The sequence below is a fragment of the Campylobacter sp. S4:11 genome (assembly GCF_024723695.1).
GTDB lineage: Bacteria > Campylobacterota > Campylobacteria > Campylobacterales > Campylobacteraceae > Campylobacter_D > Campylobacter_D jejuni_C.
Map to the genome: position 1 here is coordinate 86904 of NZ_JANQDC010000004.1, position 18858 is coordinate 105761.

Here is an 18858-nt window from a genome sequence, read left to right on the forward strand (position 1 = left end):
TTAAGCCTTAAGTTTTTCTGCTTTTTCAATCACTTCATCAATTCCACCTACCATATAGAAAGCATTTTCTGGTAAATGGTCGTATTTTCCTTCTAAAATACCTTTAAAGCCTGCTATCGTATCTTCTAAACTAATGTATTTACCAGGACTTCCTGTAAATACTTCAGCAACGAAGAATGGTTGAGATAGGAATTTTTCAATTTTTCTTGCTCTTTCAACAATTAATTTATCTTCTTCACTTAACTCATCCATACCTAAAATAGCAATAATATCTTGTAAATCTTTGTATTTTTGAAGTACTGATTGCACGCCACGCGCTACTTTATAATGCTCTTCACCTATAATTTGTGGATCAAGCATTCTTGAAGTAGAATCAAGTGGATCAACAGCTGGATAAATACCTTTTTCAGCAATTGATCTATTTAAAACCGTAGTTGCATCTAAGTGTGCAAAAACAGTCGCGGGAGCAGGATCTGTTAAGTCATCTGCTGGTACATAAACTGCCTGAACTGAAGTAATAGAACCTTTTTTAGTTGAAGTAATTCTTTCTTGGAATTTACCCATTTCACTAGCCAAAGTTGGCTGATAACCAACAGCTGAAGGAATTCTTCCTAAAAGTGCTGACATTTCTGAACCTGATTGAGAGAATCTAAAGATATTATCAATAAACATTAAAACATCAAGTCCCATTTCGTCTCTAAAATACTCAGCCATAGTAAGACCTGTTAAAGCAATACGATTTCTTGCCCCTGGTGGTTCATTCATTTGACCATAGCACAATGCAACTTTATCTAAAACGTTACTTTCTTTCATTTCATTATAAAGGTCATTACCCTCACGAGTTCTTTCACCAACACCTGCGAAAACTGAATATCCGCTGTGTTTAAATGCAACATTGTGAATTAATTCCATAATAATAACGGTTTTACCAACACCTGCACCACCAAAAAGACCAACTTTACCACCTTTAGCATAAGGAGCTAATAAATCAACTACCTTAATACCTGTTTCAAAAATTTCACTTTTTGTGCTTTGCTCTTCAAATGGAGGAGGATCTCTATGAATTGACCAATGTTTATCAAAATTAATCTCTTCACCCTCATCAATTAAATCACCTGTTACATTAAAAATTCTTCCAAGAACTTTTTCGCCTACTGGAACACTAATTGGATTACCAGTTGCTTCTACTGCTAAACCTCTAACAAGACCATCAGTCATATCCATAGCAATAGTTCTTACTTTATTATCACCCAAATGTGCAGCTACTTCAAGAACTAGCTTACACTCTTTTCCTTCTAATTCATAATTAACAATAATAGCTTCATTAATTTGCGGAAGATATTCTTTAAATTCAACATCAACCACTGGTCCTAAAACTTGAGAAATAAAACCTTGCATCATCACTCCTAAATTTATTTCATTGACTCAACACCGCTGATAATCTCTATCAATTCGGTGGTAATAGATTCTTGTCTTGCTTTATTATAAGCTAAATTAAGTTGTTTAACTCTTGCTTTTGCATTATTTGTTGCATTATCCATAGCTTGCATTCTTGCACTATGTTCAGCTGCCAAAGAATCAACCAAAGAAAAATACATATTATATTCAAAATAAGTTTTTAACAAATCATTCAAGATTTCTTCATCTTCTGGCTCTAAATCCATTAACGATTGAGATTCCTGCTCTTCCTTGCTTGCAATAGCATCCACAGGCAATAAATTATTAATACGAATTTCCTGAGAAATCATATTTTTATAGCCATTATGAATGATTACAACCTTATCTGTTATTTTATTTGCAAAATCATCTACTGCACTCTGAATAATAGCACATGCTTTTTCATAATCAGGGCTAGAGCTTGTATCTAAATACTTTTCTAAAATCTCAATATTTTGAAAGTTAAAATACTCTATACCTGTTTTACCAATAGCTCTTAGTCTTACTTTGATTTTTTTTGCTTTACAATCTTCAAGCATTTCATTTACTGTTTTAATAGTTTTGATGTTAAAACCACCACATAAACCCTTATCAGCTGTGACAAAAATAATATCCATTTTTTCTATATTATCTTTTTTTCTAAAAAACGGAAGTTTGTCATCAAGTCCTTCATATTGATTAATCTTGAATGCAATTTCTGACAAAACTTCATCGATTTTTTGAGCAAAAACCTTTGATTTTTTAGCTGCCTCTTCTGCCTTTCTTAATTTGGCAGTAGAGACAAGTTTCATAGCATTGGTCGTCTTTTGTGTATTATGAACACTTTTTATTTTTCTTTTAATTTCTTTTAAATTAGACATTTAAAAACCTTATATATGGTTTGCTTTAAACTCACTCAATGCTTTAGCTAATTTTTCCTCTAAATCTTTATCTAAAGCCTTTTTGGTTCTAATTTGCTCAAAAATTTCTGGATATTTAGCTTCAATAAATGGATACAAAGCTGCTTCAAATTCTCCAATTTTTGAAACCGCTATATCATCTAAATACCCTTTAGTTCCCGCATAAATCATCACCACTTGATTTTCAGCTGAAAGTGGAGAATATGGAGGTTGCTTTAAAACTTCAACCATTCTTTGTCCACGTTCAAGTTGTTTTCTACTTGCTTCATCCAAATCACTTGCAAATTGCGCAAAAGCTTGCAACTCTCTATATTGAGCTAAATCAAGTCTTAATGTACCTGAAACTTGTTTTGTTGCTTTAATTTGTGCAGCACCACCAACGCGAGATACAGACAAACCAACATTAATCGCAGGACGAATACCTGAGTTAAATAAATCTGTTTCCAAGAAAATTTGGCCATCAGTAATTGAAATAACATTGGTTGGAATATAAGCTGAAACATCGCCTGCTTGAGTTTCAATAATAGGCAATGCCGTTAAGCTTCCTGCACCAAGTTCATCACTTAACTTACTTGCTCTTTCGAGTAATCTTGAATGTAAATAAAATACATCTCCTGGATAAGCTTCACGACCTGGAGGACGGCGTAAAATCAAAGACATCTCACGATATGCAACAGCATGTTTACTTAAATCATCATAAACAATCAATGCATGTCTTGAGTTATCTCTAAAATACTCACCCATAGTTACACCAGTATATGGAGCAAGATATTGCAATGCAGCAGGATCAGAAGCACCTGCATTTACTACTATACTATAATCCATTGCACCATACTCTTCAAGCTTTTTAACTACTTGAGCAACTGTGCTTTGTTTTTGACCAATGGCCACATAGATACAAATAACATCTTTGCCTTTTTGACTAATGATAGTATCAATTGCAACAGTTGTTTTACCTGTTTGTCTATCACCGATAATTAGCTCTCTTTGTCCTCTACCAATTGGAACTAAAGCATCAATTGCTTTAATACCTGTGTGTAATGGCTCATGAACACTTTTTCTAGCCATAATACCTTTTGCTTTTTCTTCCACAAAACGATATTCACTTGCTTCAATCACACCTTTAGCATCAATTGGCTCACCCAAAGCATTTACAACACGTCCTATCAACGCATCGCCTACTGGAACCTTTAGAAGTTTTTTTAGTCTCTTAACCGAGCTTCCTTCTTTAAGACCAAGACCTTTTCCTAAAACAACAATACCTACGCTTGATTCTTCAAGATTAAGTACCATTCCCTTTTCGCCATTTTCAAATTCAACCATCTCTCCAGCCATGGCATTTTTAAGACCATAAACTTTAGCAACACCATCAGCAACTGAAATAATTTTACCAGTTTCTTCTATTTCAAGATTAAAGTCAAATTTTTCAATTCTTTCTTTTATAATAGAACTAATTTCATCTGCTTTAAATTTCATCAAATCTCCTTAAATTGCTTTTAATATATATTCATTCATTTTAGCTTTTAAGCTTTGCATTGAAAATGAAATTTCATATCCAAGACCATCTAAGCTAATTTTCACACTTTCATTATCACTTATTTTACTATCTAATCTAATTTTTGCATTAAACTTAGTACTAAGTTTTTCTTCTAAATTTCTAATTTCTTCTTCACTTAATTGTTCTTTTGAATAAACTTGTCCCAAGAATGTATTTTCTTTTAATGCTTTTTGCTCGCTCAATTCTTTAGTAATTTCTGGGATTAGCATCTCTCTTTTATTATCTACAATTAAATTTATAAAGTTCTTAAAAGCATCACTTGGATTATCCAATAAGGAAAGTACAAATTCTAGTTTTTTTCCTTGTTTTATCTCATAAGAATTTAAAACATCTATAAATTTATTAGATGTAAAAGCCGAACTTAACTCTAATAAATTAGAATAAAAATCTTCAAAATCATTTCTTTCTAATATCGCCTTTGCATAGGTTTTTGCAATCACACTTTCCATCAAGACACCTTTTTCATCATGATATTTAGAATTTCTTTTTGCTGAAGTTGTAAATTTTGATCTTCAAAAATCTCTTCTAAAACCGCTTGTACAACTTCTTTTTCCATTCTTCTTATTTCATATTCTTTATGTTCTTCGTAAGTTTTTTCTAAAGCCTTGATTTCCATTTTCGTTTCAGCTTCTATTTTATCTGTGATAATCTCCGCTTCTTTTTTTGCAAGAGCTATCGCATTGATTGCTTCTTGTTTAGCTAAGTCTAGTTTTTTCATCATTTCTAATTTATGATTTTTACTCGCAATAAGCTTTTCTTGAATTTCATTCATTTTAGAAGCAATTTTTACAATTCTTCCATTATAAAAATTTTTTAAAGGAGTTGCAATAAAATAATACAAAATAGCAGCAAATAAAACAAAATTAACTGCTCTTGGAATAATATCGTATTCACCACTTCCATTGCCTGCTGCAAAAGCAAAAAATGGAAGTACTGATAATAATATAATTTTTTTCAACATTAACTTTCCTTAAATTTTACTCAAGCTATTTTTAAAGCTTTGTTTAAATTCTGGCATTTTTAAACGCATTTCTTCTTTTAATTCTTTTTCTTTTTCTCTTAGACTTTTAAGAAAAACAAGCATTTGATCTTCCAATTCTCTTTTTTTTGTTGATAATTCTTTTTCTTGTTTTAATTTAGCTTCTTCTATTGCTTTTACTTTAATTTGGTTAATTTCATCTCTTGTTTGAATATGAATTTTTTCCAACTCACTTTCTACATTTGAAACATCATCAGAATTTTTTTTCATTTTTTCTTCGTCATTTTTTATGGTTAAATCCCTAGAATCCATAAATTTAATCAAAGGTTTATAGAGTATAGAATTTAAAATTGCTATCATAAGCAAAAAAATGACACCAGTGGCTATCATGATGGAAAAATGTACATCATTAAACATTAATACTCCTAAATAAATCTAAATTAACGCGAAATTATAGCAAAACATACCTAAAAGCATATTTAATTGAATACCTTTAGAAATTCTCTAACTTCACTTTCGTTTGCAAAATTAATAGTAATTTTTAAATCTTTTATATTTACTTTCAAACCTAAAGATTCAATTTTTTCTTTTAAATTTATTATAGATTGATATTGTTTATTTGAATTTATATTTTTTTCCAATTGGTTTGTTTTTTTAAAATTTTTAATTAACTTTTCTGTATCTCTTACATTAAGTTTTTGACCTATGATGGTATCAACTATCATTTTTTCTTCTTCTTTTTCAAGTCCTACTAAAACTTTTGCATGTCCTTGTGAAATTTTACCTTCTATAATAAAATGTTGTGTTTGCTCATTTAAATTTAAAAGTCTTAAAGTATTAGCAATCTGTGGTCTTGATTTATGAATAAGATCTGCTAGTTTTTCTTGAGTGATATCATGAATTTCTAGTAATTCTTTATAAGAATGTGCTAATTCTATGGGATTTAAATTTTCTCTTTGGATATTTTCTATCAAAGCAAGTTCACGTAATTTTATATCATCTACATTTAAAACTACAGCTTTAATCTGTTCTTTTTCTAAAAGCTTACATGCTCTAAATCTTCTCTCACCCGCTATTAAAATATAATCAAATTCATCTTTTTTAAAAACCACAACAGGCTGAATCAAACCATACTCTTTAATAGAACCTGCAAGTTCTTCTAAAGCTTGTTCATCAAAATTTTTTCTTGGTTGATAAGGGTTTGGACTAATTAGATCTATATCAATTTCTTCTATTCTGCCTTCATTGGAACCTAGTTCTTTTTCATAAACCTCATCAATATCAGCCAAAATACTACTTAAACCTCTTCCTAATGCACTTTTTTTTGCCATTTTTTATCCTAATATAGAATATGCTAAATTTTGATACGCCACTGAGCCTGGGGATTTTATATCATAAAGTATAATAGGTTTTCCATAACTTGGGCTTTCAGCAAGTTTTACATTTCTTGGTATGATAATGAAATCATCTTCATTATCACCTGTTCTAAATAGTTTTTGTTTAAAATTTTTCTTTAAATCCTCTACAGTATCTTTTGAAAGATTATTTTGTGAGCTATACATAGTTGGTAAAAAGCCTTTTATTTTTAATTTTGGATTGATAGTTTTTTTCACAAATTTAATAGTGTTTAAAACCATCGCAACACCTTCAAGCGCATAAAACTCACATTGTATAGGAATAATAACACTATCACTTGCTGCAAAAGCATTTACCGTAATACTTCCAAGTGCAGGAGGTGAGTCAATGATGATAAAATCATAATCTTTAGCAATTTCTTTGATTTTTTCCCTTAAAATCGTTCTATATTCTCCACTTTCTTTTACTACTTCTTGCTCAATTCCAACCAAAGAAATATTCGATGGGGCTAAGTATAATTGTGGAAGTTCAGTTTTTAAAATGATTTCAGAAAGTTTTTTCCTGCCTATAAAAACATGGTAAATATTATACTCATAATTACTTCTATTAAAACCAAGTCCTGTTGTAGCATTAGCTTGTGGGTCAATATCTATCAAAAGAACCTTTTTTTCAGCTACTGCTAAAGAAGCCGCTAGATTGATAGCGGTAGTAGTTTTACCAACTCCACCTTTTTGATTTGCAATAGTTATTATCTCACTCATCTTAAACTATATATCCTTTTATTATCTAACAATATAGAACCATCTTTATACAATAAAGCATCTTTTAAAGATAAAATCTTACCTTCATTATGTATAAAAAAATTTCTTGATTTTTCAAATTCTAGCATATACTTGCTAAAAATATTCTTCCATAAAATTTTCTCACCTACATAAGAAAAATACTCACTTAAAAGTTGTGATACATCTACCTCTATGTCTAAAATTTCAGCACTAAATGGAGCATATTTAAGATTAATTCCCATTCCTACAACCAAAAAATCATTGATTTTAGAACTCATCAGACCGCCTACTTTTTTATCTTCTATATAAAAATCATTGGGCCATTTAATCCACACTTTTGAATTTTTTCTTTGTAATACTTCTTTCATTAAAAACGCAAAATATATACTAGCAGAAGCCAAAGGAAGATCTTGTGCTAATTCTTGAGTTTTTATGCAAAAAGATACATGTAAGTTTCCTTGCTTACTTTGCCAAGTATTATCCCTACTACCTATACCAGCACTTTGGATAAAAGCACAAATAGCGGTATTTTCTATAATTTCTCCACTGCGAATTTTATCACTTAAATAAATTTGAGTTGATTCAAGCTCATTAAAATAAACTATCTCCAAGTTTTAACCTTTTTCCATTTAAATAAGTCTTAGCATCCAAGGCTTTTTTTCCACTTTCTTGTAAAGTTTTAATCCTTAAAATGCCTTTTTTACATGAAAGCAAAAAGCTTTCCTTTTCTATTTGTAAAATCACACCTGATTTTTGAGTTTTTTCATTATCGATTAATTCTATGTCTAAAAATTTCATACCATTTTCTAAAAAAATTCCAGGCCAAGGTGTAAAAGCTAGAAATTTTTGATAAATTTCACTTGCATTATCTAAAGCAATCAACCCATCTTCTTTTTTGATTTTTTTACAATGTGTAACTAAATTTTCATCTTGCTTTTTTGGGACAATTTTTTCAAAATTCAAAAGCGTAGAAATAGTAAGCTTAGCTGCTAAATTGGAAAGCATGGTAAAAACCTCAGCTGAATTTTTACCTGCGATATCACATTCTATGCTTTCTAAAATTGCACCACTATCAAGCCCTTCTTCCATAAGCATAGTGCAAACCCCGCTTATTTTATCCCCATTTAAAATAGCACTTTGTATAGGTGAAGCACCACGATATTTAGGAAGCAAGGAGGCATGCAAATTGATACAAGGAGCAATATCTAAAATTTCTTTTGGTAAAATTTTCCCATAAGCAGCGACAACTATAAAATCAGGTTTTAGATTCTTTATTTCATTGATTATATTTTCATCTTTTAAGCTTTTTGGAGTAAAAATTTCTATATTTAAATTATTTTCTAAAACAAATTTTTTAGTATCACTTGGGGTTAAAATTTGTTTTCTACCCACAGGTTTATCAGGCTGGGTAAATAAAGCTTGGATATTAAATCCTTTATCGACAAGCTCTTTTAAAATACAAGTTGCATAAGAGGGAGTTCCCATAAAAATGATATTTTTCATGATGCTGCTATCCTTTTTTTATAAGTTTTTATAGCTTTTTGATATGAAAGCTCAAGATAATCTTTAAAAATTTCAAAATTTTTTCTTGATGGATTATTAATACAAATATATCCCATATAAGCATAAATTGGATGAGGCATGATAAAATCAAGCATAGAAAAATCATAATTTAAACTAACAACCTCACCCTTTAAAGCCTTTTTAGGTTTTTGACCAAAAAGATTTTGGTAATCTTGATCACAAAGAGAGCAACTTAAACGAAACACACCTTCTCTATTTAAATTCGAAGCTTTATCATTTATGCCATCATTTTCTTTAATAGTGCAAAAATAAACTCCGTTTTTTAAAACCCTATCGGGATTATAAAAAAAGCTATGTTCTTTATAAGTAAATTTATACACCAAGCCTTTAAAACTAGACTTGATATATTCTTGAATAAAATCTATAGTTAAATTTTTACCCATCAAAAATTATTTTGACTTCTAATTTTTTTAACTTCTTCTAAAAGCATAAATTTAAGCTCTTTTAAACCTGTTTTTTCAAGGCTTGATACTTTAACAAAAAAACTTTGTGGATTATTTTGACTTTGCAAATAAGCTTTTAGCTCATTATAATCATCTTCCATTTTTTGTGCAAATTCTTCGCCTAAATTTACACTATCACTTTTTGAAAGCATTAAGCCAAAATTTCTTGCATAAAGCTTGCTTGAAAATTTTTCCAATTCTTTTCTTAAAATACAAAATTGCTCTTTTAAACTCATTTCTCTTAATGGATCAAGCACAAAAAGTAAAAAAGAAGTTCTTTCTATGTGTCTTAAAAACTCAAGCCCCAAACCTCTACCATCACTTGCACCTTCTATAATACCTGGGATATCTGCCATCACAAAAGAATTATAATCATCTACTTCAACCATACCAAGTTTTGGAGTTAAAGTGGTAAATTCATAATTAGCTATTTCAGGTCTTGCATTAGACACTACACTTATAAGAGTGGATTTTCCTACATTTGGAAAGCCTACAAGTCCAACATCTGCTATGAGTTTTAATTCTAAGCGCACGCTTAAGGTTTTTCCTGCTACACCTGGTTGAGCATAATCTGGGCGTTGATTAGTAGAGTTTTTAAAATGAGTATTGCCAAGACCACCTTTACCGCCTTTTAAAAAGAGTTCTTTTTGGCCTTCTACTAGCATATCAAGTAAAACTTCCCCACTTTGTGCGTCAATTACTTGAGTGCCTTGAGGGACAACTAATTCTAAACTCTCCCCTCTTTTGCCATTTTTATTACGACCTAGACCCGGCTGGCCATTTTGTGCTTTAAGTTCTTTTTTACCTTTAAAGTGTGCTAGCGTATGAGTATTGTTATCACATATAAAATATACATCACCGCCATTTCCACCATCACCACCATCAGGTCCACCAAGTGGAACATGTTTTTCACGGCGAAAACTCACAGCACCTTTACCACCATTACCTGAACTTAAAACTAATTTTACATTATCTATAAACATACAATCACCAAAGTATAAATTTTTAAAATGATATTATATTTTTTTTAATATATTAAGATTAAAAAGAAGAAAAAGGCTACAAAGTAGCCTTAAAATTATGCAGGGTAAACAGAAACTTTTTTTCTATTTTTATCTTTTCTTTCAAATTTTACAAAACCATCAATTAAAGCAAAAATTGTATGATCTTTTCCTATGCCTACATTATTACCCGCATGAGTTGCTGTTCCTCTTTGGCGAATGATGATGTTACCAGCACGAACAAATTCTCCACCAAATTTTTTAACACCTAGACGACGACCTATAGAATCACGATTATTCTGAGTTGAACCTTGACCTTTCTTGTGTGCCATTCTTTACTCCTTAAGCTTTAATATCTACTACTCTAACGCGAGTAAATTGTCTTCTAAAACCGCGTTTTAACTTTGAGTCTTTTCTACGTCTTTTTTTGTAAATCACAACTTTTTTGTCTTTTCCATGAGCAATCACTTCTAAAACAACTTTTGCACCCGCAACAAACGGCGCACCTACCTTTAATTCTTTATCGCATACAGCAAGAACTTCACTTACTTCTACGCTTGATTTTGCTTCAGCTTCAAAACGATCTAGTTTAAGCTCATCACCTTGGCTTACTCTGTATTGTTTTCCACTGTGTTTTATAATAGCATACATACAGCTATCCTTTCTTAAAATATTTTGGTAGCACCATAAAGCATTATGCATAAACATAAATTTAGAAAGCTTTAATGGCTAAAAGCAGTAATTATATCTTGATTTTATATAAAGTAAGCTTAAGACGCAAAAAAGCGTCTTAAGATTTAAATTAAAGCTCTGGCTTTGGAGTTTTTTCAGTTGCTTTTGGAAGTTGAGGGTAAGTAATATTAGGCTTTTTACCTGTTAGAGCATGTAAGAAAGTTTCTATAGAAGCTGCTTCTTTATCAGAAATTTCTATACCAAGTTGTACACTACCCATTTCTTTGATTGCTTCTTGTAAAGACCAAATAGCACCATTGTGGAAATATGGAGCCGTTTCAGCAATATTTCTTAAGGTTGGAGTTTTAACCAAACCATTTGCATCACCTTTAAAATCCCCTACATTTGCAAATTTGTATTTAGCTGCTACTTGGAAAGCTTGCATGCTACCACCTAAATTTACTCCTGTATGACAAGCTGTACAACCTTTATCAATGAAAGTTTTTAGACCTTCTTTTTCTTTTTTACTCAATGCTTTTGTATCACCTTCTAAGAATTTATCAAATTTAGATGGAGTTAAAAGCGTTCTTTCAAATGTGGCAATAGCATCTGCAATATTATCAAAAGTTACTCCACTACTACCATACACTTTTTTAAATTCTTTTACATATTCTGGCATGGAAGCTATTTTTTCTACTGCTAATTTAGCAGGTGTTGCCATTTCAGGCTCTGCTTCGATTGGCCCTTTTGCTTGATCTGCTAAAGTACCTGCTCTACCATCCCAAAATTGAGTCGAATTTAAAACTGAGTTATAAACTGTTGGAGAATTTAAATGATGAGGATTAGCTGTCCATTTATGTCCTACAGCAGCTGCTATACCATCGGTACCGCCCATACCTAAATTATGACAGGTATTACAAGAAATCAAGCCACTTTTAGAAAGTCTTGGTTCAAAATATAATTTCTTGCCAAGATTAGCTTTTTCTTTAGAGAATTTACTAGCCTTAACACCCATTTCTTTTAACAATTTTTCAACACCTGCTTGATCCTTTGGTAAAGGCGCTAAACCTGCAGCTTTTGCTTCATCAAGCAAAGCTTTATCATTAGCAAAAGCAGTTGATGCAACTAATAATGATGATGCAACTAATAATGAAATTTTTTTCATTATCCACTCCTAAATAAGATAAAATAAAGCCTATTTAAAATAAACTTATTGAAAATATATCTATAATTTTCTTTAAACAAAATAAAAAATTTCTATTTGACAATAAAAATTATTATAGGATAAAATATATCTTAAATATTTATTTCAGGGTTTTTTGCTATCATTTTATAAAGTTTTATAAAATCAGGATAAAAAATAAATGGAAAATTTAATAATCTATCTTTTGGCTTATCTCATAGGTGCTATACCATTTGGGCTTTTACTAGCTCAAATTTTTGCCAAAACAAATATTAAAAATGCAGGTAGTAAAAGCATAGGTGCTACTAATGTTTTAAGAGTGGTAAAAGAAAGCGACCCTAAACTTGCCAAAACACTTGCTGTTGCGACTATTATTTTAGATGCACTAAAAGGAATTATACCTATATTAGTGGCAAAATTTTTAGCTTATGATGAAAATATCTTATGGACTATGGCTGTTTTAGCAGTATTTGGACACTGCTTTTCTCCTTATTTAAAATTTGAAGGTGGTAAGGGAGTAGCTACTGGAGCTGGAGTTTTAGCAGTATTTTTACCTTTTGAAATCATGTCTGCAATTTTAGCTTGGTTTGTTATAGGAAAAGTGTTTAAAATTTCAAGCTTAGCTTCACTTGGAGCCTTGGTTGTTTTAATTATAACTTCTTTTGTATTTCATTATGATATGCCTGTAATCAATACGCATGCACCGATATTTATCATTGCTTTTATAGTAGTTTATAAGCATATACCAAATATTTTAAGACTAATTGGAAAACAAGAATGCAAAGTCATATAAAAGTTAACTTGGAATTTAAATGCATTATAGGACTTTTAGATTTTGAAAGAATTCAAGAGCAAAAAGTCTCAATAGAATTAGAAGCTAAAAGTAAGAAATTTTTAGATTATGCAAAATTATGTACTAGAATAGAAAAAATTTATAAAAAGAAAAAATTTAAAACTATAGAAAAATCTCTAAAATACATATGCAAAGATATTAAAAAACATAATAAAAAGCTTAAATTTATAAATATCACTTGCTATAAACCTGATATTATCAAAAATGCATGCGTTGGAGCCAGTCTAAGTAAAAAATATTAAAATTTTTTTAAAGAATTTTGAATATTTGCTTAATTTGTGTTATACTTTTGCACTAAAACTATCTTCAAAGGAATAAAATGCGTATTTTAGTTGTAGAAGATGAAGCATCACTTAATAAAACTTTATCAAACACTTTAAACGAGTTTGGCTACCAAAGTGATACTTCAGAAAATTTTAAAGACGCTGAGTATTTTATAGGTATTAGACATTATGATTTAGTATTATCAAATTGGATTATTGGTAATAATGATGCAAGTGATTTGATCAATGCTATCAAACAAAAATCCCCGCGAACTGCTATAGTAGCAATATGCGCAAAAGCAGACAAAGAAAATGAAATCAAAGCTTTAAAAGCTGGAGCAGATGATTATATAAAAAAACCTTTAGACTTTGAAATTTTAATGGCAAGAATTGAAGCTAGACTTAGATTTGGTGGAACTAATGTGATTAAAATTGATGATTTGGTGATTGATCCTGATGAAGAAAAAATCACTTACCAAGGAAAAGATATAGAATTAAAAGGAAAGCCTTTTGAAGTTTTAACTCATTTAGCTAGACATTCTGATCAAATCGTATCAAAAGAACAACTTTTAGATGCTATTTGGGAAGAACCTGAACTTGTAACTCCAAATGTTATAGAAGTTGCAATCAATCAAATAAGACAGAAAATGGATAAACCGCTTAATATCTCCACTATAGAGACTGTACGTCGTAGGGGATATCGCTTTTGTTTTCCTAAAAAAACTAACTAAAAAATTTTTAGAATGATTAATTCATTCTAAAAATTAGATTTTATTTTTCTTTATTACTTTAAATTACATATAAGTTTTTATATAGTATAAAGTTAGCTTTATTACTCAATAAAAGGAAAAATATGTCACTATTAATCACTAGAGAATGTATATCCTGTGATGCATGCAGAGAAGAATGTCCGGATGAAGCAATTTATGATAATGATCCAATTTATGTTATAGATCCTGATCTTTGCACTGAATGTGTGAATGAATTTTCAGAGCCAGCTTGTATAGTAGCTTGTCCAGTAGATTGTATCATACCTGATCCTGACAATGTAGAAAGCATTGACGAACTTCGCTTAAAACATAAAAATAAAGATATTTGATGGCTAAAAAAACAGCAGTAATTGATCTTGGTTCTAACTCTGTTCGTATGGTGATTTTTGAAAGAACATCAAGATATGGTTTTTTTATTTGCAGTGAACACAAAAAGAAAGTAAGACTTGGAGAAAATGCTTATAACAATAACAAAATTCTTCAAGAAGAAGCCATGCTTAAAGCTGAAAAAGCTTTATCCTACTTTAAAGAAAAAGCTTTAAAAGAAAAATGTAGAAAAATTATTGCTGTTGGAACTTCTGCGCTAAGAGATGCACCTAATGCAAAAGAATTTATTACTAGAATATCAAAAAATGTAGGTTTAAATATAAAATGCATTAATGGAAAAACAGAATCATTTTTAGGTGGTCTCGCTGCGTTAAATTTACTATCAAATATTCAAAATGCAACCACTATAGATATAGGTGGCGGATCAACTGAACTTTGCTTGATTAAAGAAGGTAAAATTGTGGATTGCATTTCACTTGATCTTGGCACAGTAAGATTAAAAGAAATTTTTTATGATACTAAAAAATTTAACGCATTAAATCAGTTTATACAAGAAACACTAACACAAATCCCAAAGCATTTTCAAAATGAAAATATCATTGCTATAGGTGGAAGTTTAAGAGCATTGTCAAATTCTATAATGAAAAAAAATTCCTATCCTTTCAAAATGATCCATAACTTTATATATGATTTTGAAGAAGAAAAAAATCATATAGAAAAAATTCAAAATGCTAAAAATTTAGTTGATTTTAATATCAAAAAAGATCGTTTTGACACCATAAAAGAAGGTTGTGTGATCTTTCTAGCCTTAGCAAAAAAACTAAAAGCTAAAAACATTATCACCTCAGCAGTGGGTGTAAGAGAGGGTGTGTTTTTGTCCAATCTTTTTCAAAAATATGCCAAGATAAAAAACGACACTATTGATTTTTCAAAATTTAATGCTAAATTTCCACCTAATTTTAATCCAAGTTTAAAATCTTTACAAGATCGTTTTAATATAGATTATAATGATAAAAGTGCGTATTTTGCAAATAAATTATTTGATACACTTTTACCTATTCATAAAGTTGATATTAGTTTCAAAAAAGATCTTTTAAATGCAGCAAAACTAGCACATATTGGAGAAAGAGTTAATTTTTATTTTGCTAATGAGCATAGTGCTTATATGGCTTTAAATGGCTTGCATTTTGGCTTTTCACACAAGGAAATTTTACTCATATCTACACTTTTAAAGGCTAATGGAAAAAGCATTAATCCTTTAGTTATTGAACATATTAAAGAATTATTACCAAACAATCATATATTATCTTGGCTTAATTTTATTCTAGCATTAGCAAAGAAACTTGCAAAAGATACCGATATAAATCTTGATTTTATGCTAAAAAATCACACTTTGTATATTTACTCAGATAAAAAGCAAATTTATTTTTCAAAAGAAGAGATTAAAAAGATTTCAAAGCCAAAACTTATCATTTTAGCTTTTAATCAAAAAAATTAATTGTTTTGTTTTAAAAGTAAATTTTGTAATCTTTGTTTGTTTTCTTCAAAATAAGAATCAAAGTCTTTCTCTTTTGGCTTTTGCGGTGTTTTATTTTGCTCTTCGTCTTTTATCAAAGCTTCACTTGTTTCTAATACTACATTAGAATTTCCTATGATCATAGTATAACGCTTCAAAGCATACTCAAAAACTACAAGTTGATTGTGTCTATCAAGTGGTCTTTGAAAGATTAAATTAAAATTTCTATCCAAAGGATGTTTTTGTCTTAAATATATTTTTAAAAACCAAAGTCCAACAAGCAAAAGCACCAAAACACTTACAACTAAAATATAATTTGTAAAATCATACTCTTGCATTTTTATTTCCTCGTTTTTTTCATCTAAGCTTTTTTTGGTAGTTAAATTTACACCCTCTTTTTGCGCGCGTAATCTTAATCCATATTCGCCAATTGCATCTGCATTAATTTGTATTTTATCACCGATACTTAAAGCTATGAAAGTTTTTGTATCTTCTGAAAAAATTTTTATTTTTTTAACAATATTAGAATTTAACGTCTTGTTCTCTTCTTTAGCACTTTGAGCATTTAATGTAAAAATAATAATATCGCCTTTTCTCTTTTGACTAATACCTTCTTTATAAGGAACATCAAATGAAAAAGTGATATCTACCCTATCTTCTCTTGGATAGATATTATAATCAAGAATTTTTGCCCCAAAAAGAGGCAAAGCAAGTAGCAAAATCCAAATAAATTTCATTGCAATTCTTTTTTAAAATACTGCAACACTGATTTTGAATCTAAAATCTCATTAATCCTTATAGCAAGGTTTTTCTCATACACCATTACCTCGCCCTTACCAAAAATTCTTTTGTTTAAGTAAAGTTCCACACTTTCACCTGCTGGCTTTTCAAGATCTATCACAGAACCTACTTCTAATTTTAAAAGATCTTTTACACTCATATTAGTCGTACCAAGTTCACTAACAAAGTCAACGCTAATATCTAAAATATCTTCATAAGATTGCAATAACCCTAAATGATCTTCTATCATAATTTTTTATAACCTATTCTAAAACGAGCGTTTTTCATCTCATAGGTAAATTTTTCTTTGAGCTTGATTTTTGAAAACCCATCAATACGTCCTAAATATTCAGGAACACCCAAACGATACTCATCTTTACCATTAGTATCATTAAGTAGTTTTTTAGCATAACCTATGATTTGATTAGCCACTTCTTTTACCAAATCTGCCAAACCGTCTTCTTTTAATTCTTCATGTAATAAAAATAATGCAATTTCATTTAAAGCTTTTTTTTGGAAGAACAAATAAAAACTATATTCTTCATCTTTAAAATATAAAGGTATAGAAGCCCCATAAAGCTCACCTCTAATTACACTTGTTGGTGCAATTTTAAGTTTTAAAATATGCTCACAAAAATGATAAATTGAATATTCAAGTGTTTTAGTCATAGCTTTTTCCTTAGAAACTTATAATAAATTTATTTTACTAACATAAACCTTTAATCATAATTAATAATTAAAATATAAAATATAGTAAATTTTTATTTAAATTAAAAAAGGCCTTTGATGTTTATAAAAAATTTTAATATAAATGAAAAAGTTTTTATCATTGCCGAGCTTTCAGCTAATCATGCAAATAGCCTTGAAGTAGCTTTAAAAACTATACAAGCAGCCAAACAAGCAGGAGCTGATGCTATAAAAATTCAAACCTACACCCCAGATAGCTTAACACTAAATTCTAATAAAAAAGATTTCATTATTGAAGGTGGTTTATGGCATGGACGCAAACTATATGAACTATATGAAGAAGCTAAAACACCTTATGAATGGCATGAGAAGCTTTTTGAATGCGCCAAAAACGAAGGTTTAATTTGCTTTTCTAGTCCTTTTTCTAAAGAAGATGTAAATTTTTTAAGACAATTTAATCCACCAGCTTATAAAATTGCTTCTTTTGAAGTAAATGATTATGATTTTGTGCGTTATGTAGCAAAAGAAAACAAACCTACTTTAGTTTCTACAGGCATAGCCTATGAAGAAGAACTTGAAATGATTGCTAAAATTTTTCAAGAAGAAAACAATCCGAATTTGATTTTGCTAAAATGTACTTCAGCTTATCCCTCACAAATTTGTGATTTAAATCTAAATGTCATAAAAACTTTACAAGAAAAATTTAATACTATTGTAGGTTTAAGTGATCATAGCGAGGGATTTTTAGCACCCACTTTAGCCGTAGCTCTTGGCGCAAGAGTTATAGAAAAACATTTTATATTAGATAAAACTTTAAATAGTGCTGATGCTAAATTTAGCCTTGACTATGAAGAGTTTAAACAAATGTGCTCTATGGTGCGCTTAAGCGAGCAAGCACTAGGTAAAGCTAGCTTAACAATAAATGAAAAAACCTTAAAAAACCGCCATTTTGCAAGAAGCTTATATGCTGGCAAAGACATCAAAAAAGGTGAAATTTTTACACTAGAAAATGTAAAAAGTGTAAGACCAAGCCTTGGCTTGCATCCTAAATTTTTACCTATCATACTTGGTAAAAAAGCAAGTTGTGATATAAAGTTTGGCACAGCACTAAAGGAGCAGCATTTTTTGGAATGATTTATGCTTTTGCTTAAAAAAATATAAATAAGGAACTATAATGCTACTTGAACTTAATTTTTCTAAAAATTTACAAGTCTTAAAAGAAATCAATGCAAGCTTAGCTGATAAAATCTTACAAGTAAAATCTAACGAAAGATTTGAACTTTTTGAAAAAAACTACGATATTTATGATCACAAAACAAAACAATTTTGTATGCAAAATGCTTTAGATAATTTATCTTTTTATGAGCAAAATTACAAAAGACATCCTTTTTTAATCTTTTTTGGAATTGGCAATGGTATGTTAATTTTTGAATTATTGAAAAATCCACTTAAAGATTATATTTGCATTATAGAACCTGAAATAGAACTTATATATATTGCTTTGCATTTAAATGATTTTAGTCAAGATTTACAAGATAAAAGACTTCATATCTATTTATATGAAGATATTAACTTTTTAACTTTTTATCGTTTTTTTGAGCAAGAAAAAATTCACTTTTTTGTAAAAACTTATGATTTGCTTTTAATGTCAAATTTCTATGAAATTTACGAAAACGCCATAGCTATGACTAATTCTTTGTGTATAGAAAGTATAAAATCTTTAGTTATTAGACAAGGAAACTCATCAGAAGACTCCTTCGAAGGCATT

General features: G+C 29.6%; 24 protein-coding genes and 1 pseudogene. 7 read left to right on the forward strand and 18 right to left on the reverse strand.

Annotation, left to right across the window (positions count from 1 at the left end):
* The 15 genes from atpD to CAMP5053_RS02410 form a co-directional block, all read right to left on the reverse strand.
* The gene (atpD, locus tag CAMP5053_RS02340) at positions 1–1398 is read right to left on the reverse strand and encodes a F0F1 ATP synthase subunit beta (protein ID WP_039617358.1); all 1398 of its coding nucleotides are present in this window, start codon (positions 1396–1398) and stop codon (positions 1–3) included.
* Positions 1399–1412: 14 nt separating this feature from the next.
* Positions 1413–2297 carry an ATP synthase F1 subunit gamma gene (atpG, locus tag CAMP5053_RS02345; RefSeq protein ID WP_087699381.1) on the reverse strand — a complete coding sequence of 295 codons (885 nt, stop codon included), beginning with the start codon at positions 2295–2297 and terminating at the stop codon, positions 1413–1415.
* A gap of 9 nt (positions 2298–2306) precedes the next feature.
* Positions 2307–3812, reverse strand: a complete 1506-nt coding sequence (atpA, locus tag CAMP5053_RS02350; RefSeq protein ID WP_087699379.1) for a F0F1 ATP synthase subunit alpha — start codon at positions 3810–3812, stop codon at positions 2307–2309.
* A gap of 9 nt (positions 3813–3821) precedes the next feature.
* Complete coding sequence (locus CAMP5053_RS02355) at positions 3822–4343, reverse strand: F0F1 ATP synthase subunit delta (RefSeq protein WP_214126067.1); 522 nt, start codon at positions 4341–4343, stop codon at positions 3822–3824.
* Positions 4343–4855, reverse strand: a complete 513-nt coding sequence (locus CAMP5053_RS02360) for a F0F1 ATP synthase subunit B (RefSeq protein ID WP_087699375.1) — start codon at positions 4853–4855, stop codon at positions 4343–4345. The genes CAMP5053_RS02355 and CAMP5053_RS02360 overlap by 1 nt, the downstream gene beginning before the upstream one ends.
* 9 nt (positions 4856–4864) lie before the next feature.
* Positions 4865–5290 carry a FoF1 ATP synthase subunit B' gene (locus tag CAMP5053_RS02365; protein ID WP_087699373.1) on the reverse strand — a complete coding sequence of 142 codons (426 nt, stop codon included), beginning with the start codon at positions 5288–5290 and terminating at the stop codon, positions 4865–4867.
* 62 nt (positions 5291–5352) lie between these two features.
* Positions 5353–6204 (reverse strand): ParB/RepB/Spo0J family partition protein, encoded by an 852-nt coding sequence (locus tag CAMP5053_RS02370; protein WP_087699371.1) that lies wholly within the window; start codon positions 6202–6204, stop codon positions 5353–5355.
* Positions 6205–6207: 3 nt separating this feature from the next.
* Positions 6208–6990 (reverse strand): ParA family protein, encoded by a 783-nt coding sequence (locus tag CAMP5053_RS02375; RefSeq protein WP_087699369.1) that lies wholly within the window; start codon positions 6988–6990, stop codon positions 6208–6210.
* Positions 6987–7622 carry a biotin--[acetyl-CoA-carboxylase] ligase gene (locus tag CAMP5053_RS02380; RefSeq protein WP_337217198.1) on the reverse strand — a complete coding sequence of 212 codons (636 nt, stop codon included), beginning with the start codon at positions 7620–7622 and terminating at the stop codon, positions 6987–6989. The genes CAMP5053_RS02375 and CAMP5053_RS02380 overlap by 4 nt, the downstream gene beginning before the upstream one ends.
* A complete protein-coding gene (fmt, locus tag CAMP5053_RS02385; protein ID WP_337217199.1) occupies positions 7603–8514 on the reverse strand; it encodes a methionyl-tRNA formyltransferase in 912 nt (303 codons plus the stop codon). The genes CAMP5053_RS02380 and fmt overlap by 20 nt, the downstream gene beginning before the upstream one ends.
* The gene (locus CAMP5053_RS02390) at positions 8511–8978 is read right to left on the reverse strand and encodes a DUF6194 family protein (protein ID WP_337217200.1); all 468 of its coding nucleotides are present in this window, start codon (positions 8976–8978) and stop codon (positions 8511–8513) included. The genes fmt and CAMP5053_RS02390 overlap by 4 nt, the downstream gene beginning before the upstream one ends.
* The gene (gene obgE / locus CAMP5053_RS02395; protein ID WP_087699361.1) at positions 8978–10021 is read right to left on the reverse strand and encodes a GTPase ObgE; all 1044 of its coding nucleotides are present in this window, start codon (positions 10019–10021) and stop codon (positions 8978–8980) included. Before obgE ends, CAMP5053_RS02390 begins: the two co-directional genes overlap by 1 nt.
* Positions 10022–10116: 95 nt before the next feature.
* Complete coding sequence (rpmA, locus tag CAMP5053_RS02400) at positions 10117–10371, reverse strand: 50S ribosomal protein L27 (protein ID WP_039649045.1); 255 nt, start codon at positions 10369–10371, stop codon at positions 10117–10119.
* Between the two features lie 10 nt (positions 10372–10381).
* Positions 10382–10690, reverse strand: coding sequence for a 50S ribosomal protein L21 (rplU, locus tag CAMP5053_RS02405; protein WP_039617324.1), 309 nt, complete (start codon positions 10688–10690; stop codon positions 10382–10384).
* A gap of 151 nt (positions 10691–10841) precedes the next feature.
* The gene (locus CAMP5053_RS02410; RefSeq protein WP_087699357.1) at positions 10842–11876 is read right to left on the reverse strand and encodes a cytochrome-c peroxidase; all 1035 of its coding nucleotides are present in this window, start codon (positions 11874–11876) and stop codon (positions 10842–10844) included.
* Between the two features lie 199 nt (positions 11877–12075).
* On the opposite strand from CAMP5053_RS02410, the gene plsY reads away from it, so the two are divergent.
* The 5 genes from plsY to CAMP5053_RS02435 all read left to right on the forward strand — a co-directional run bounded on the left by plsY (position 12076) and on the right by CAMP5053_RS02435 (position 15605).
* Positions 12076–12687, forward strand: a complete 612-nt coding sequence (plsY, locus tag CAMP5053_RS02415) for a glycerol-3-phosphate 1-O-acyltransferase PlsY (RefSeq protein WP_087699355.1) — start codon at positions 12076–12078, stop codon at positions 12685–12687.
* A complete protein-coding gene (locus CAMP5053_RS02420; protein WP_214099809.1) occupies positions 12672–12989 on the forward strand; it encodes a dihydroneopterin aldolase in 318 nt (105 codons plus the stop codon). The genes plsY and CAMP5053_RS02420 overlap by 16 nt, the downstream gene beginning before the upstream one ends.
* 77 nt (positions 12990–13066) lie before the next feature.
* Positions 13067–13741, forward strand: a complete 675-nt coding sequence (hsrA, locus tag CAMP5053_RS02425) for a homeostatic response regulator transcription factor HsrA (RefSeq protein WP_087699351.1) — start codon at positions 13067–13069, stop codon at positions 13739–13741.
* 122 nt (positions 13742–13863) lie between these two features.
* Positions 13864–14109, forward strand: coding sequence for a YfhL family 4Fe-4S dicluster ferredoxin (locus tag CAMP5053_RS02430; protein ID WP_012660922.1), 246 nt, complete (start codon positions 13864–13866; stop codon positions 14107–14109).
* Complete coding sequence (locus CAMP5053_RS02435) at positions 14109–15605, forward strand: Ppx/GppA phosphatase family protein (RefSeq protein ID WP_087699350.1); 1497 nt, start codon at positions 14109–14111, stop codon at positions 15603–15605. The genes CAMP5053_RS02430 and CAMP5053_RS02435 overlap by 1 nt, the downstream gene beginning before the upstream one ends.
* Here the strand turns inward: CAMP5053_RS02435 and CAMP5053_RS02440 are convergent.
* The 3 genes from CAMP5053_RS02440 to CAMP5053_RS02450 are packed head-to-tail and all read right to left on the reverse strand — an operon-like array spanning position 15602 to position 17072.
* Positions 15602–16360 carry a hypothetical protein gene (locus CAMP5053_RS02440; RefSeq protein ID WP_337217201.1) on the reverse strand — a complete coding sequence of 253 codons (759 nt, stop codon included), beginning with the start codon at positions 16358–16360 and terminating at the stop codon, positions 15602–15604. The genes CAMP5053_RS02435 and CAMP5053_RS02440 overlap by 4 nt on opposite strands.
* Positions 16357–16653 (reverse strand): flagellar motor switch protein FliN, encoded by a 297-nt coding sequence (gene fliN / locus CAMP5053_RS02445; RefSeq protein WP_087699346.1) that lies wholly within the window; start codon positions 16651–16653, stop codon positions 16357–16359. The genes CAMP5053_RS02440 and fliN overlap by 4 nt, the downstream gene beginning before the upstream one ends.
* Positions 16650–17072, reverse strand: a complete 423-nt coding sequence (locus CAMP5053_RS02450) for a hypothetical protein (protein ID WP_087699344.1) — start codon at positions 17070–17072, stop codon at positions 16650–16652. Before CAMP5053_RS02450 ends, fliN begins: the two co-directional genes overlap by 4 nt.
* A 117-nt stretch (positions 17073–17189) precedes the next feature.
* Between CAMP5053_RS02450 and pseI the strand changes: the two genes are divergently transcribed.
* Together pseI and CAMP5053_RS02460 are read left to right on the forward strand one after the other, a co-directional pair.
* Positions 17190–18224 (forward strand): pseudaminic acid synthase, encoded by a 1035-nt coding sequence (gene pseI / locus CAMP5053_RS02455; protein ID WP_337217202.1) that lies wholly within the window; start codon positions 17190–17192, stop codon positions 18222–18224.
* Positions 18225–18264: 40 nt separating this feature from the next.
* A pseudogene (locus CAMP5053_RS02460) lies at positions 18265–18858 on the forward strand (hypothetical protein); the annotation flags it as partial.

Bases quoted from the DNA above. Each gene is read 5' to 3' on its own strand.
- atpD (WP_039617358.1), bottom strand. From the start codon at position 1,398: ATGCAAGGTTTTATTTCTCAAGTTTTAGGACCAGTGGTTGATGTTGAA.
- atpG (WP_087699381.1), bottom strand. From the start codon at position 2,297: ATGTCTAATTTAAAAGAAATTAAAAGAAAAATAAAAAGTGTTCATAAT.
- atpA (WP_087699379.1), bottom strand. From the start codon at position 3,812: ATGAAATTTAAAGCAGATGAAATTAGTTCTATTATAAAAGAAAGAATT.
- CAMP5053_RS02355 (WP_214126067.1), bottom strand. From the start codon at position 4,343: ATGGAAAGTGTGATTGCAAAAACCTATGCAAAGGCGATATTAGAAAGA.
- CAMP5053_RS02360 (WP_087699375.1), bottom strand. From the start codon at position 4,855: ATGTTGAAAAAAATTATATTATTATCAGTACTTCCATTTTTTGCTTTT.
- CAMP5053_RS02365 (WP_087699373.1), bottom strand. From the start codon at position 5,290: ATGTTTAATGATGTACATTTTTCCATCATGATAGCCACTGGTGTCATT.
- CAMP5053_RS02370 (WP_087699371.1), bottom strand. From the start codon at position 6,204: ATGGCAAAAAAAAGTGCATTAGGAAGAGGTTTAAGTAGTATTTTGGCT.
- CAMP5053_RS02375 (WP_087699369.1), bottom strand. From the start codon at position 6,990: ATGAGTGAGATAATAACTATTGCAAATCAAAAAGGTGGAGTTGGTAAA.
- fmt (WP_337217199.1), bottom strand. From the start codon at position 8,514: ATGAAAAATATCATTTTTATGGGAACTCCCTCTTATGCAACTTGTATT.
- CAMP5053_RS02390 (WP_337217200.1), bottom strand. From the start codon at position 8,978: ATGGGTAAAAATTTAACTATAGATTTTATTCAAGAATATATCAAGTCT.
- obgE (WP_087699361.1), bottom strand. From the start codon at position 10,021: ATGTTTATAGATAATGTAAAATTAGTTTTAAGTTCAGGTAATGGTGGT.
- rpmA (WP_039649045.1), bottom strand. From the start codon at position 10,371: ATGGCACACAAGAAAGGTCAAGGTTCAACTCAGAATAATCGTGATTCT.
- rplU (WP_039617324.1), bottom strand. From the start codon at position 10,690: ATGTATGCTATTATAAAACACAGTGGAAAACAATACAGAGTAAGCCAA.
- CAMP5053_RS02410 (WP_087699357.1), bottom strand. From the start codon at position 11,876: ATGAAAAAAATTTCATTATTAGTTGCATCATCATTATTAGTTGCATCA.
- plsY (WP_087699355.1), top strand. From the start codon at position 12,076: ATGGAAAATTTAATAATCTATCTTTTGGCTTATCTCATAGGTGCTATA.
- CAMP5053_RS02420 (WP_214099809.1), top strand. From the start codon at position 12,672: ATGCAAAGTCATATAAAAGTTAACTTGGAATTTAAATGCATTATAGGA.
- hsrA (WP_087699351.1), top strand. From the start codon at position 13,067: ATGCGTATTTTAGTTGTAGAAGATGAAGCATCACTTAATAAAACTTTA.
- CAMP5053_RS02430 (WP_012660922.1), top strand. From the start codon at position 13,864: ATGTCACTATTAATCACTAGAGAATGTATATCCTGTGATGCATGCAGA.
- CAMP5053_RS02435 (WP_087699350.1), top strand. From the start codon at position 14,109: ATGGCTAAAAAAACAGCAGTAATTGATCTTGGTTCTAACTCTGTTCGT.
- CAMP5053_RS02440 (WP_337217201.1), bottom strand. From the start codon at position 16,360: ATGAAATTTATTTGGATTTTGCTACTTGCTTTGCCTCTTTTTGGGGCA.
- fliN (WP_087699346.1), bottom strand. From the start codon at position 16,653: ATGATAGAAGATCATTTAGGGTTATTGCAATCTTATGAAGATATTTTA.
- CAMP5053_RS02450 (WP_087699344.1), bottom strand. From the start codon at position 17,072: ATGACTAAAACACTTGAATATTCAATTTATCATTTTTGTGAGCATATT.
- pseI (WP_337217202.1), top strand. From the start codon at position 17,190: ATGTTTATAAAAAATTTTAATATAAATGAAAAAGTTTTTATCATTGCC.